Raw genomic sequence first — 12,935 nt, 5'->3', positions numbered from 1 at the left:
TGCTTCGAGTGGCCGCCCCCTCATCCGCCCTGTCGGGCACCTTCTCCCCGAGGGGAGAAGGGGAATGCGGCTTCTCTCACAGCTCCTCGTCATTCTCTTCACCCTCTTCACACCCTTCTCCGCCTTCGCCGTCAATCCCGACGAGGTGCTGGCCGATCCGGCGCTGGAGGCGCGCGCCCGAACCCTTTCGGCCGAACTGCGCTGCATGGTCTGCCAGAACCAGTCGATCGACGATTCCAATGCCGAACTGGCGAAAGACCTGCGCCTCTTGGTGCGCGAGCGCATCAAGGACGGCGACAGCGACGAGGAAGTGCTGGACTACATCGTCTCGCGCTACGGCGAATTCGTGCTGCTGAAGCCGCGATTCAATCCGAAGACCGTGCTGCTATGGGGCGCGCCGGTGCTGCTGGTGCTCGCCGGCGGTCTGTCATTGGTCATCTTTGCCCGCAAGAGGGTCGGCAAGCCGACGGGAAGCAAGCTGACGCCGGAAGAACAGGCGAGGCTGAACGAGCTTCTAAAGAAATAACAACCCGTCGAGCCGGTGAATATTTCCGAATCCTTTGGACACCCCAGGGAAGGGCCGGGCGCAGTAACGGCCAGAAATATTCCAAACATTACCAATTTTTCATTGGCCGGACAGTTCGCAGTAAGGTGCGCCATCCTATATCTTGACGCATCGACTGATCCGGCGCTGCCGGTCTGAAGATCCAAGAACAAGAGAAGGTGCTCCAATGCTGAAGAATTTCAACGGACGTCCGTCCCTCGCCACTGTGCTCAAGGCTTCTACCGTCGCCGGTATCGCAGCCGCTGTGCTCGCGACCGGCGTTCCGCTCGAAATCACCCGGTCTTATGCCGAAGCCGTCAAGGTTCAGGCGCCTGCCGTTCCGAGCTTCGCCAATGTCGTCGATGCCGTGTCGCCCGCCGTCGTGTCCGTTCGCGTCGAAAACCGGGTCAATCCCGTCGCCGACAACAATGACGGCTTCTCCTTCGATTTCAACGGCCGCGGCTTCGATGATCTGCCTGACGATCATCCGCTGAAGCGCTTCTTCCGCCAGTTCGGCCAGGATCCGAACGACCAGCAAGGCCATCAGCGGCGCTTTGGCCAGAATGGCCCCGGCGGTCCGAATGGCCCCGGCAAGGGCCGTCTGCGTCCGGTCGCTCAGGGCTCCGGCTTCTTCATCTCCGAGGATGGCTACATCGTCACCAACAACCACGTGGTTTCCGACGGTCAGGCCTTCGTCGCCGTGATGAATGACGGCACCGAACTCGATGCCAAGCTGATCGGCAAGGATCCGCGCACCGACCTCGCCGTCTTGAAGGTCGACGGCAAGGGCAAGAAGTTCACCTATGTCAACTGGGCCGACGACAACAATGTCCGCGTCGGCGACTGGGTCGTCGCCGTCGGCAACCCCTTCGGCCTCGGCGGCACGGTCACAGCAGGCATCGTCTCGGCCCGCGGCCGCGATATCGGCTCCGGCCCCTATGACGATTACCTGCAGGTGGATGCGGCCGTGAACCGCGGCAACTCAGGCGGTCCGACCTTCAACCTCAGCGGCGAAGTCGTCGGCATCAACACGGCGATCTTCTCGCCGTCCGGCGGCAGCGTCGGCATCGCCTTCGCCATTCCCGCCTCGACTGCCAGGGATGTCGTCGCCGATCTGATGAAGGACGGCCAGGTTTCACGCGGCTGGCTCGGTGTCCAAATCCAGCCGGTGACCAAGGACATCGCTGAATCGATCGGCCTTTCCGAGCCGAGCGGCGCCCTGGTCGTCGCCCCGCAGGCGGGATCACCGGGCGATAAGGCCGGCATGAAGGCCGGCGACGTCGTCACCGCCCTGAATGGCGAAACCATCAAGGATGCGCGCGATCTCAGCCGCCGCATCGGTGCGATGCAGCCGGGCAGCAAGGTTGAACTTTCGGTCTGGCGCGCCGGCAAGGCGCAGTCTCTCCAGGTCGAACTCGGCACTCTGCCCGCCGACCAGAAGGATGCTAGCGCCGATGACAACAACCAGCCGCAGCAGCCCGAGGCGCCGGCGTCCGAGAAGGCGCTCGCCGATCTCGGCCTGACGGTCGGCCCTTCCGATGACGGCAAAGGCCTGGCCATCACCGGCATCGACCCGGACTCCGACGCTGCCGACAAGGGCATCAAGGAAGGCGAGAAGATCACCTCGGTCAACAACCAGGAAGTCTCCACCCCCGCCGATGTCGTCAAGGTGCTGAACCAGGCCAAGAAGGACGGCCGCACCCGGGCGCTCTTCCAGATTCAGTCGAGCGAAGGAAGCCGTTTCGTCGCTCTGCCGATCAACGGCCAGGGCTGATCCGCGAAAAACGGGAGCCGTGCGGAGGAAACTCCGCGCGGCTCGATTGTTCTGATTTTTGAAGGATGATCCCGATGAGCGCCGCTCCGCAGCCAGATGCTTTGAGCCTTGCCGAAACGCAGCCGGTGGGTAATGTCGGCCGCATGAAGATTCTCATCATCGAAGATGATCTCGAAGCCGCGGCCTACCTTACGAAAGCCTTTCGCGAGGCGGGCATTGTCGCCGACCATGCCAGCGACGGCGAGAGCGGCCTGTTCATGGGATCGGAAAATACCTATGACGTCATCGTCATCGACCGCATGCTGCCGCGCCGCGACGGTCTTTCCGTCATCAGTGAGCTGCGCCGCAAGGGCATTCATACGCCGGTGCTCATCCTCTCCGCGCTTGGCCAAGTCGATGACCGGGTGACCGGTCTTCGTGCCGGCGGCGACGATTACCTGCCGAAGCCTTATGCCTTCAGCGAACTGCTGGCCCGTGTCGAGGTGCTCGGCCGCCGCAAGGGTACGCCGGAGCAGGACGTTATCTATCGCGTCGGCGACCTCGAGCTCGACCGGCTCTCCCATGAAGTGCGCCGCGGCGGCAAGGAAATCCCGCTACAGCCGCGTGAATTCCGCCTGCTCGAATATCTGATGAAGAATGCCGGCCAGGTGGTGACCCGCACCATGCTGCTCGAAAACGTCTGGGACTATCACTTCGACCCGCAGACCAACGTCATCGACGTCCATGTCTCGCGCCTGCGCTCGAAGATCGAGAAGGACTTCAGCCAGCCGCTCCTGAAAACCATCCGGGGCGCGGGGTACATGATCAAGGACGAGGGATGAGCCGCTTCAGGGTTCTCTTCAAGTCCACTGCAGTCCGACTTTCGGCACTTTACATTCTGCTTTTCGCAATCTGCGCCGCGACGCTCGTCTTCTATGTGACGGCGATGTCGGAACGGCTGCTGACGGGCCAGATCCGCGATGCCGTCAGGCAGGAGGTAGAGCAGGTGCAGCGCGCCTATGACACCGGCGGTATGAACCTTCTGCTGCGCACCATGGAGCGGCGCGCCCGCCAGCCCGGGGCCAATCTCTACATCATCGCCGGTCCCTCGGGCGATATTCTCGCCGGCAATGTCGCTTCAGTGCAGCCGGGTGTCTTCGAGGAAGTCGGCTGGATCTCGGCCCCCTTCGCCTATCAGCGTTATACGGACGGTGGAGGTGTCGAGCGCCGGCACAAGGCGATCGCCAATATTTTCGTGCTCGACAACGGCTTGAGAATTCTCGTCGGCCGCGACCTCGGCGATCCAGAGCGTTTCCGGTTGCTGGTGCGCCAGGCGCTGATGGTCGCTTTGGCGATCATGGGTCTAGGCGCGATCATCATTTGGTTCGGCATTGGCCGCAACGCGCTGAAACGCATCGACCGTATGTCGGATGCGAGCAAGAAGATCATGGCAGGCGATCTGTCGCAGCGCCTGCCGGTTGGCGGCTCCGGCGACGAATTCGACCGGCTGTCGATGTCTTTGAATACCATGCTCGAACGCATCGAGAAGCTGAACGAAGGTCTGCGGCAGGTCTCCGACAACATCGCCCACGATCTCAAGACGCCGCTGACGCGGCTGCGCAATAAGGCCGCCGACGCCCTCGATATGACTGACGGCGATACGCGGCGCGCAGCGCTCGAAGGCATCATTTCCGAATCGGACCAGCTGATCCGCACCTTCAACGCGCTGCTGATGATCTCCCGCGTCGAGGCTGGATCGGTCGCCGCGGAGATGTCGCCGGTCGAGCTGTCGGCCATTGTTTCCGACAGCGCCGAGCTTTACGAGCCGGCGGCAGAGGAGGCCGGACTTGGCTTGAGCGCCAGCGTCGAACCCGGAATCGAGGTGCAGGGGAATCGCGAGCTGATCGGCCAGGCGATCTTCAATCTGCTCGACAATGCTATCAAATACTCCTCCGATACTAAAGGGGCGGGCGAGGTGTCGCTGAAGCTTGCCCGCCGCCCGGATGGCATCTGCCTGTCGGTGGCCGACCACGGGCCGGGTGTACCGGCCGATCGGCGCGACGACGTGGTGAAGCGCTTCGTCCGCCTCGACGAAAGCCGCTCGAAACCGGGCACGGGGCTCGGACTTTCGCTGGTGGAGGCGGTGATGGAACTGCACAACGGCCGGCTGGAGCTCTCCGATACCAATCCCGACAAGCCGGAACAGCGCGGACTGACCGTCAGCATGATCTTCCCGGCCAAGGCTGCCTGAACCACTTGTGCGGAAACACGATCGGTTGAATCGCGTATTGGCGGTTTGGCGCCGAGACCCTAGTTTAATCCCGATCGAGCGGCGGGGCCGTGATTCTGGCGGCCGTTTCCTCCGCTCCAAAGCCAGGGAGAGCCTATGCTGACGAAATCGACGCATGGCCTGAAGGACGTCGCCGAAGGGCTGCTGCGTCCGCTGAGCCAGACGGAGTTGAAGCTGGCGCTGAGCGATCTTCAGCAGGCCGGCAAAAGCGAGCCGTCAGTCGCCGCGATGCTGAAGAGCGAAGGGGGGCTGCGCGATTTCATCGCCGCCGTGCTGACGCTGTCGCCCTACCTGCGCGAAATCGTCAATCTCGACCCGGCCATCCTCGCCGGCGCCATCACGCAACCCTTGGAGCCGCAGATCGAAGCGCTGATCGCTGAAGCGCGAGACTGCTGGCGGCCGGACGGCGAGGGGGCGACGCCGGCGGAATCGGTGGTGATGAGCAGGCTGCGCATCATCAAGCGCAAGGCTGCCTTCCTCGTCGCACTCGCCGATCTCTCGCGCATCGTCGATGGTCGGGCCACGACCGGCTGGCTGAGCGAGCTCGCCGAAGCCTCTGTCGCCGCTGCAATCGACCATCTGCTGCTGGCGGCGCATGAAAGCGGAAAAGTCAGGCTGCGGGATCCGGCAAAGCCGAGCGAGGGCTCGGGGCTGATCGTGCTCGGCATGGGCAAACTCGGCGCCTGCGAGCTCAACTATTCCTCCGATATCGACCTCGTCGTCTTTTTCGACGAACAGGCCGGCATCGTGCCCGACCCAGATGACGCTATCGAGGTGTTCCCGAGGATGATGCGCCGGCTAGTGCGCATCCTGCAGGAGCGCACCGCGGATGGTTATGTCTTCCGCAGCGATTTGCGATTGCGCCCCGATCCCGGCTCGACGCCGCTGGCGATTCCGGTCGATGCGGCGATGATCTATTACGAGGGCAGGGGCCAGAACTGGGAGCGGGCGGCCTTCATCAAGGCGCGCGCAGTGGCCGGCGACCTCGCCGCTGGCGGGGAGTTCCTGCGCGGGCTTTCGCCTTTCGTCTTCCGCAAATATCTCGATTACGCGGCGATCGCCGATATCCATTCGATCAAGCGGCAGATCCACGCGCATAAGGGCCATGGCGCGATCGCGGTGAAGGGCCATAATGTCAAGCTCGGCCGCGGCGGCATCCGCGAGATCGAATTCTTCGTCCAGACCCAGCAGCTGATCGCCGGCGGCCGCATGCCGGCGCTGCGCGGCCGGTCGACGGAGGAGACGCTCGGCGAGCTCACCAAGGCGAAATGGATCGACGCCGAGACCCGCGATGAGCTGACGGAGGCCTATTGGTTCCTGCGTGACGTCGAGCATCGCATCCAGATGGTGCGCGACGAGCAGACCCATCTTCTGCCGGAGACCGACGCTGATCTCAAGCGTATCGCTTTCATGATGGGCTTTACCGACACGCCGAGCTTTTCCGAACGCCTGGTCGGCGTGCTGAAGACGGTGGAGCGGCGTTATGCCCGCCTCTTCGAGCAGGAGAGCAGGCTTTCCACCGAAACCGGAAACCTGGTCTTCACCGGCCAGGGCGACGATCCGGATACGCTGGAGACCTTGAAGAAGCTCGGCTTCACCAGGCCGTCGGACATTTCCCGCATCATCCGCACCTGGCATTACGGCCGCTACCGCGCGACGCAATCGGTGGAGGCGCGTGAAAGGCTGACGGAGCTGGCGCCGGAGCTCCTGCGCGTCTTCGGCGAAAGCAGGCGCGCCGACGAGGCGCTGCTGCGCTTCGACAGCTTCATCTCCGGCCTTCCCTCGGGCATCCAGCTCTTCTCGCTGCTTAGCAGCAATCCGGCGCTGCTGTCGCTGATCGTCAACATCATGTCCTCGGCGCCGCGGCTTGCCGAGGTGATCGCCGCCGAGCCGCATGTCTTCGACGGCATGCTCGATCCAGGCCTGATGGCCGAACTGCCGACGCGCGACTATCTGAGCGAGCGTCTGAACGGCTCGCTCGTCCAGGCGCGCCATTATGAGGAGGTGCTCGACCGGCTGCGTATCTTCGCCGCCGAACAGCGCTTCCTGATCGGCATCCGCCTGCTCACCGGCGCAATCAACGGCGCAATGGCCGCCCGCGCCTTCACCCATCTCGCCGATCTCATCATATCAGCCGCACTCGATGCCGTGACAAGCGAGATGCGGGCGGCGCACGGCGATTATCCCGGTGGCCGCATCGCCATATCAGGCATGGGCAAGCTCGGCAGCTTCGAGCTGACCGCGGGGTCCGACATCGACCTGATCCTGCTTTATGATTATGACGCCGCCGCCGCCGAATCCGACGGGCCGAAGCCGCTCGACGCGACGCGCTACTTCACCCGCATCACCCAGAGGCTGATCGCCGCCCTGTCGGCGCCGACGGCCGAAGGCGTGCTCTATGAGGTCGACATGCGGCTGCGTCCCTCCGGCAACAAGGGGCCGGTCGCCACCCGCATCAATGCCTTCGGCAAATATCAGCGCGAGGAGGCCTGGACCTGGGAGCATATGGCGCTCAGCCGCGCCCGGCTGATCTCAGGCGATGACAGCCTGATCGCCGAAGCGGAGCATGTCATCCGCGAGGTGCTGTCGGCCGATCGCGATATCGTCAAGGTGGCACATGACGTGGCCGAGATGCGCGAACTGATCGACAAGGAAAAGCCGCCTTCGGGCCCGTGGGACCTGAAGCATATCCCCGGCGGTGTCATCGATCTCGAATTCATCGCCCAGTATCTGGTGTTGATCGCGCCAACCAGGGGCGTCGGCGTTGCTGTCAGCGGCAAGAGCACCGGCGAGGCTCTGAAGTTGCTCGGCGACCGGCTGCTGGCCGCGGACGATCTCGACACCTGTCTTGAAGCCTTCGCGCTCTATACCAGCCTGTCGCAATTGATTCGTCTCTGCATCGACGGTGAGTTCGATCCGAACGACGCGCCTGCCGGCCTCATCGAACTCGTCTGCCGTGCCGGCGACTGCCCCGATATCAGGACGCTCGAGGGGGAAGTGAAACGGCTCTCGAAGGCGGTTCGGAAGATTTTTCTGAGTGTGGTCAAAGCCTAAACGTCGTCCGGGATGCGCAGCGAGATCACCGTGCCCACCGCTTCGCGCGAGCGGATTTTCATGCGGCCGCCATGCAGCGCGGTCAGCGAACGCGAGATGGCAAGCCCGAGGCCGGAACCGCCCTTGCTCTTGGCGTACTGGCTCTGAACCTGTTCGAAGGGCTGGCCGATCTTCGACAGCGCCGAGCGGGGGATGCCGATGCCGGTGTCGGCGATGGTGACGGTGACGGCGCCGTCGACGCGGCGTGTGCGCACCGCGATGCGGCCGCCATTATCGGTGAACTTGACCGCATTGGAGAGCAGGTTGAGCAGCACCTGTTTCATTGCCCGGCGGTCGGCCGTCAGCGTCAGGCCGGAGGAGATGCGCTGGTCGATGACGATGTTCTTTTCCGCCGCCGGAATGGCGGTGAAGCGCAGGCTTTCCTCGATCAGCGGCACGAGGTCGATGCGCTCGCAATGCAGCCGGAGATGGCCGGCCTCGATCTTTGACATGTCGAGGATGTCGTTGATGACGTTGAGCAGATGTTTGCCGCTGTCATGGATATCGCGGGCATATTCGTTGTATTTCAACGAGCCGAGCGGCCCGAACATCTGGTTCTGCAGGATTTCAGAGAAGCCGAGAATGGCGTTCAGCGGCGTGCGCAGCTCATGCGACATGTTGGCGAGGAATTCCGACTTTGCCTTGTTGGCGGCCTCGGCGCGTTCCTTCTCCGCCTGATAGTTGGCGTTGGCCGTCGACAGCTCGGCCTTCTGGATTTCCAGCGTCTGGCGCGAGGCGGAAAGATCGCCGATCGTCGCCATCAGCCGCCGTTCGGATTCCCGCAGCCGCTCCTGATGGCGCTTCATCAGCGTGATGTCGGTTCCGACCGACACCTTGCCGCCGTCGCGGGTGCGCCGCTCGTTGATCTGCAGCCAGCGCTCGTCGGCGAGCTGCACCTCCGTCGTGCGCGAATAGCCGGAGCCGTCGGCATCGGCGATCCGCCGCTCGATGACTGGGCGGGCGGCGGCGGCATTGACGATCGAACGCTCGGTGCCGGGCACCAGCACGCTGTCCGGCAGCCCGTAGGCCTGCTGGAAATGCGTGTTGCACATGACGAGCCGGTCGTTCTTGTCCCAGAGCACGAAGGCCTCAGAGGTGCATTCGATAGCGTCGGCCAAGCGCTGATCGGCTTCCGCGTAGCGCTGGGCGAGCCGGTGCTGTTCGGTCACGTCCATGGCGATGCCGATCAGGTGCATGCGGCCGGAATTGCTGCGGATCACCTGAGCACGCGCCCGCATCCAGACATAGTGGCCGCCGGCATGGCGCATGCGGAAGATCTGGTCGACCTGGCCGGAATGGCCCTTGGCGATGGCGCGGGCGATCTCGTAGAGGCCGCCATCATCGGGATGCATCAGCCGCGCGGCTTCGCCGAAGCCCATCGTCTTGTCGGAGCCCGGCAGGCCGAGCATGTCGTACATCGAGCGCGACCAGAAGAATTCCCGGTTTTCGAAATCGAAGTCCCAAAGGCCGCAACGGCCGCGCGACAGCGCCGTCTCGACGCGCAGGTTCGATTCCAGGAAGATGTCATCGGCGTCGCGGGCGCGCTTCACCTGCGTGTAATAGGCATAGAGGATGACGAGCAGGATCGAGGAGATGCCGGCAAACAGCGTGACATTGAGCGCCAGCTCCTCGCGCCAGAGCCTGCCGACCTCCTCAAGCGAGGTGGCGGCGACGACGAAGCCGCCGGCATTGCCCATCAGCGTGATCTCGGCATAGTGCGGCACGCCGCCGATAGTCGTTTCGATGACGCCGGCCCGATCGCCGAAACGCCGGATCGCCGAGACCTCGGGGAAGAAATCGCCGACATTGCTGCCGACATGCGAAAGCCCGGCGGTCGTTGCGGCAAAAACCTTGCCGCTGGCCTGCACCAGCAGCACGAAGGCGCCGTTATCAAGCCGGTCCTGCGGCAGGTACCTGGAGAGGCGGGCCTGCGCTTGCGCGATATCGCCACTGTCGAAAATGTCGGCCGTATCGGCAAATACGGCCGACGCCGTCGCCGCCGAAAGCGCGGTGGCATGGCGGGCGGAAGCCTCCAGCCGGCTATATTCGCTCATCATGCCAAAGAAATGGGAGGCGGCGACGACGGTGAGGAAGGCGATGATCAATGCCGGAATGGCGCGCTTCAAGATCAGCTCTGCCTTCGGCAGATGACGCAGGAGCGGTTCCGATGTCGGGTGACCGGATAGGCTGTCTCGCCAGGCTTTCAGCCCGTCAAAATCGACACGCAGCCGTCCTCCGGCCACGGTTGCCCGCCGCACGTCCATCATCTCTTCGCCTTGTCCCTCGTGTGATTCGCGCGCCGCTCGCTCGAACCTGACCTAGAGAATCATGGGTGATTCGCCTTGTCCAGAGGCAAAGGTAAAAATCCGTTAACTATTTATATTTTTGTGTTTTTCGGGCGATTCGAACCACCGGGCGAGGCGGCCGCCGCGTGGTGCGCGCCGGCCGGTCCAGGCAAATCACCCCTTGAGCGTGCGTTCGACGATATCGCGCACATCGGTGGAAAGGTCGGGCGCCCGCTCGATCTCGATCAGCGCGGAGCGGGCGTGATCGGCGCGTGTCGGCTCCAGCGAGCGCCAGGAGCGCATCGAGGTGAGAATGCGAGCTGCGAGCTGCGGGTTGCGGCCGTCGATTTCGAGAATTTGACCGGCGAGGAAACGATAGCCTTCGCCGTCGGCCCGGCCGAAACCGGTCGGATTGGCAAAGGCGAAGGTTCCGACCAGAGCCCGCATCCGGTTCGGGTTGGTCCGCTTGAAAAGCGGGTTCTCCATCAAGCCGCGCACCCGGTCCAGCGCCTTGACGCCTGGAATGCCGGCCTGGATCGTGAACCATTTGTCGATGACGAGCGCGTTTTCCGCAAAGCGATCGCGGAAGGCGGCCAGCGCCTCGCTTGTCTCCGCACTGTCGGGGAAACGATGGGCGAGGATCGTCAGCGCATGGCTGAGGTCGGTCATGTTGTCGGCTGCGTCGAAGGCTGCCTTGGCGCGCGCAGGTGTCTGTTCGGCGTGCGAGAGATAGGTCAGCGCACTATTGCGCAGCGCCCGCAGGCCGGCGCTCTTGGCATCGGGGCTGAAGCCGCCAGAGGTCGCCATCGCCGCGTAGAGGTCGGCAAAGACTTCCTTTCCGGCATCGGCGATCTGTTTGAGGATCGCTTGCCGGCCGGCATGGATGGCATCGGGATCGTTGTTGCCGCCGAGTTCGCGGGCAATATCGGATTCGCTCGGCAGCGCCAGCGCCTGGGCGCGGAAGGCCGGCTCGAGGCTTTCGTCGGCGGCCGCCGCAATCAGCGTCTCGACGAAGGTCGGCTCGCAGACGACCGGCTTGCCCTCGCGCGCGTCGCGGGCAGCCTTCAGAAGGTTCGGCAGCGCCAGATCGGTCAGCGCCTGCCAGCGGGCGAAATGATCCGTCTCATGGCGGGCGAGATGGGCGAGATCGGCCGGGCTTTGATCGAAATGCAGGTTGATCGGTGCCGAGAAGCTGCGGTTGATCGACACGACCGGGCGCGAGCCGACTCCATGAAACACCGCCGTCTGCGTGCGTCCGGTTAGGTGCAGCACCTCGCCGGCATATTCGGCGCCGTCGACCGAGCTCGGCGCGATCTTGCCGCCGTTCTCGCCGAAGAGCGCCAGGCTGAGCGGGATATACATCGGTTCCTTGCTCGACTGGCCGGGTGTAGCGGGCGTCATCTGTTCGAGCGACAGCGTGAAGGTGCCGGCCGCCGGATCATAGCTGCCCGATGCGGTGACGAGCGGCGTGCCGGCCTGATGGTACCAGAGCGAGAATTGCGTGAGGTCCCGTCCGCTCGCATCCACGAAGCATTTGACGAAATCCTCGATCGTCACCGCCTGGCCGTCATGGCGGTCGAAATAGAGATCCATACCCTTCTTGAAGCCGTCTCTGCCGAGCAGCGTCGCGATCATCCGCGTCACTTCGCTGCCCTTCTCGTAGACGGTCCGCGTGTAGAAATTGTTGATCTCGCGATATGTCGTCGGCCGCACCGGATGGGCGAGCGGGCCGCCATCCTCCGGAAACTGCTCGGACTTCAGATGGCGCACATCGGCGATGCGCTTGACCGGGCGCGAGCGCTGGTCGGAGGAAAATTCCTGGTCGCGATAGACCGTCAGGCCTTCTTTGAGGCACAGCTGGAACCAGTCGCGGCAGGTGATGCGGTTGCCGGTCCAATTGTGGAAATATTCGTGCGCGATGACCGCTTCGATATTGGCGTAGTCGGCATCGGTCGCGGTCTCGGGATCGGCAAGGACGTATCTGTCGTTGAAGACGTTGAGGCCCTTGTTCTCCATCGCGCCCATGTTGAAGTCGGAGACGGCGACGATCATGAAGATGTCGAGATCATATTCGCGCCCGAACCTCTCTTCGTCCCATGCCATAGAGCGCTTCAGCGCATCCATGGCATAGGCAGCGCGCGGCTCCTTGCCGTGCTCGACATAGATCTTCAGCACCACCTCGCGGCCGGACATGGTGGTGAAGGTGTCTTCGACGACGCCGAGATCACCGGCGACGAGAGCGAAGAGATAGCTGGGCTTCGGATGCGGGTCGAACCAGGCGGCGAAATGCTTGCCGGGGCCATAGCCGGCGCCGCCGAGGAAGTTGCCGTTCGACAGGAGTAGCGGGTTGGTCTCCTTGTCGGCGATAATGTTGACAGTGAACGGCGCAAGCACGTCGGGCCGGTCGGGGAAATAGGTAATGCGGCGGAAGCCCTCCGCCTCGCACTGCGTGCAGTAGATGCCGCCGGTGCGATAGAGGCCCATCAGTTGGGTATTGGCCTCGGGATTGATGATCGTGGTGATCGTCAGTTCGAAGGGGGCGCTTTCCGGCAGGTCGCGCACCGTCAGGCTTTCCGGCGTTGCCTCATAACGCGAGGGATCGAGCTCCACCTGGTCGAACAGCAGCCCCGCCAGCGTCAGCTCGTCGCCGTCGAGCACGATCGGCGCTGTAGTGTCGGCGCCCGGGCGGCGGTGAAAGATGAGACGGGCTTCGACTTTGGTCTCCGTCGGGTCGAGTTCGAAGGTCAGGTCCACGCGTTCCAGCACGAAGTCGGTGGGACGGTAATCTGCCAGATGAATGACCTGGCCGGTATCTGTTCGCATGGTGTTTCCTGAAGACCGTTATTTGACGACCGCGGATACAGAGGCGGGCGCTCTGCCTAAATTGCCGGGCATGATTACATTAAAGTCTGAACCAAAGTTAAAGCAAATTGCCCGCGAACACGAAGTTTACGGGCTAAATATCCTGTT

General features: G+C 63.4%; 7 protein-coding genes. 5 read left to right on the top strand and 2 right to left on the bottom strand.

The genetic code is table 11. The features are described 5' to 3' along the window. Positions 1-64 precede the first annotated feature (64 nt). The 5 genes from C4N04_RS02075 to C4N04_RS02055 all read left to right on the top strand — a co-directional run bounded on the left by C4N04_RS02075 (position 65) and on the right by C4N04_RS02055 (position 7,641). The gene (locus tag C4N04_RS02075; protein WP_077994836.1) at positions 65-526 is read left to right on the top strand and encodes a cytochrome c-type biogenesis protein; all 462 of its coding nucleotides are present in this window, start codon (positions 65-67) and stop codon (positions 524-526) included. A gap of 205 nt (positions 527-731) precedes the next feature. Continuing rightward, on the top strand, positions 732-2,318 hold the full coding sequence (locus C4N04_RS02070; RefSeq protein ID WP_077994837.1) for a Do family serine endopeptidase: 1,587 nt from the start codon (positions 732-734) through the stop codon (positions 2,316-2,318). A 74-nt stretch (positions 2,319-2,392) separates the two neighbouring features. Beyond that, entirely contained in the window at positions 2,393-3,139 is a 747-nt protein-coding gene (locus tag C4N04_RS02065; protein WP_038692383.1) for a response regulator transcription factor, read from the top strand. Then, entirely contained in the window at positions 3,136-4,548 is a 1,413-nt protein-coding gene (locus C4N04_RS02060) for a HAMP domain-containing sensor histidine kinase (protein ID WP_077994838.1), read from the top strand. The genes C4N04_RS02065 and C4N04_RS02060 overlap by 4 nt, the downstream gene beginning before the upstream one ends. 135 nt (positions 4,549-4,683) lie before the next feature. Further along, positions 4,684-7,641, top strand: a complete 2,958-nt coding sequence (locus C4N04_RS02055) for a bifunctional [glutamine synthetase] adenylyltransferase/[glutamine synthetase]-adenylyl-L-tyrosine phosphorylase (protein ID WP_106795334.1) — start codon at positions 4,684-4,686, stop codon at positions 7,639-7,641. On the opposite strand, the gene C4N04_RS02050 is transcribed toward C4N04_RS02055, so the two are convergent. Both C4N04_RS02050 and pepN read right to left on the bottom strand, forming a co-directional pair. Then, positions 7,638-9,947, bottom strand: coding sequence for a PAS domain-containing sensor histidine kinase (locus C4N04_RS02050; RefSeq protein ID WP_077994840.1), 2,310 nt, complete (start codon positions 9,945-9,947; stop codon positions 7,638-7,640). The two genes, C4N04_RS02055 and C4N04_RS02050, sit on opposite strands and share 4 nt — an antisense overlap. 192 nt (positions 9,948-10,139) lie before the next feature. Further along, entirely contained in the window at positions 10,140-12,788 is a 2,649-nt protein-coding gene (gene pepN / locus C4N04_RS02045; protein WP_106795333.1) for an aminopeptidase N, read from the bottom strand. Positions 12,789-12,935: the final 147 nt, after the last annotated feature.

Origin of the sequence: Rhizobium sp. H4 (assembly GCF_003013335.1) — a bacterium.
Lineage (GTDB): Bacteria > Pseudomonadota > Alphaproteobacteria > Rhizobiales > Rhizobiaceae > Rhizobium > Rhizobium sophoriradicis.
Note: the sequence above shows the minus strand (reverse complement) of the source record. Positions and strands in the feature narration are given on the sequence as shown.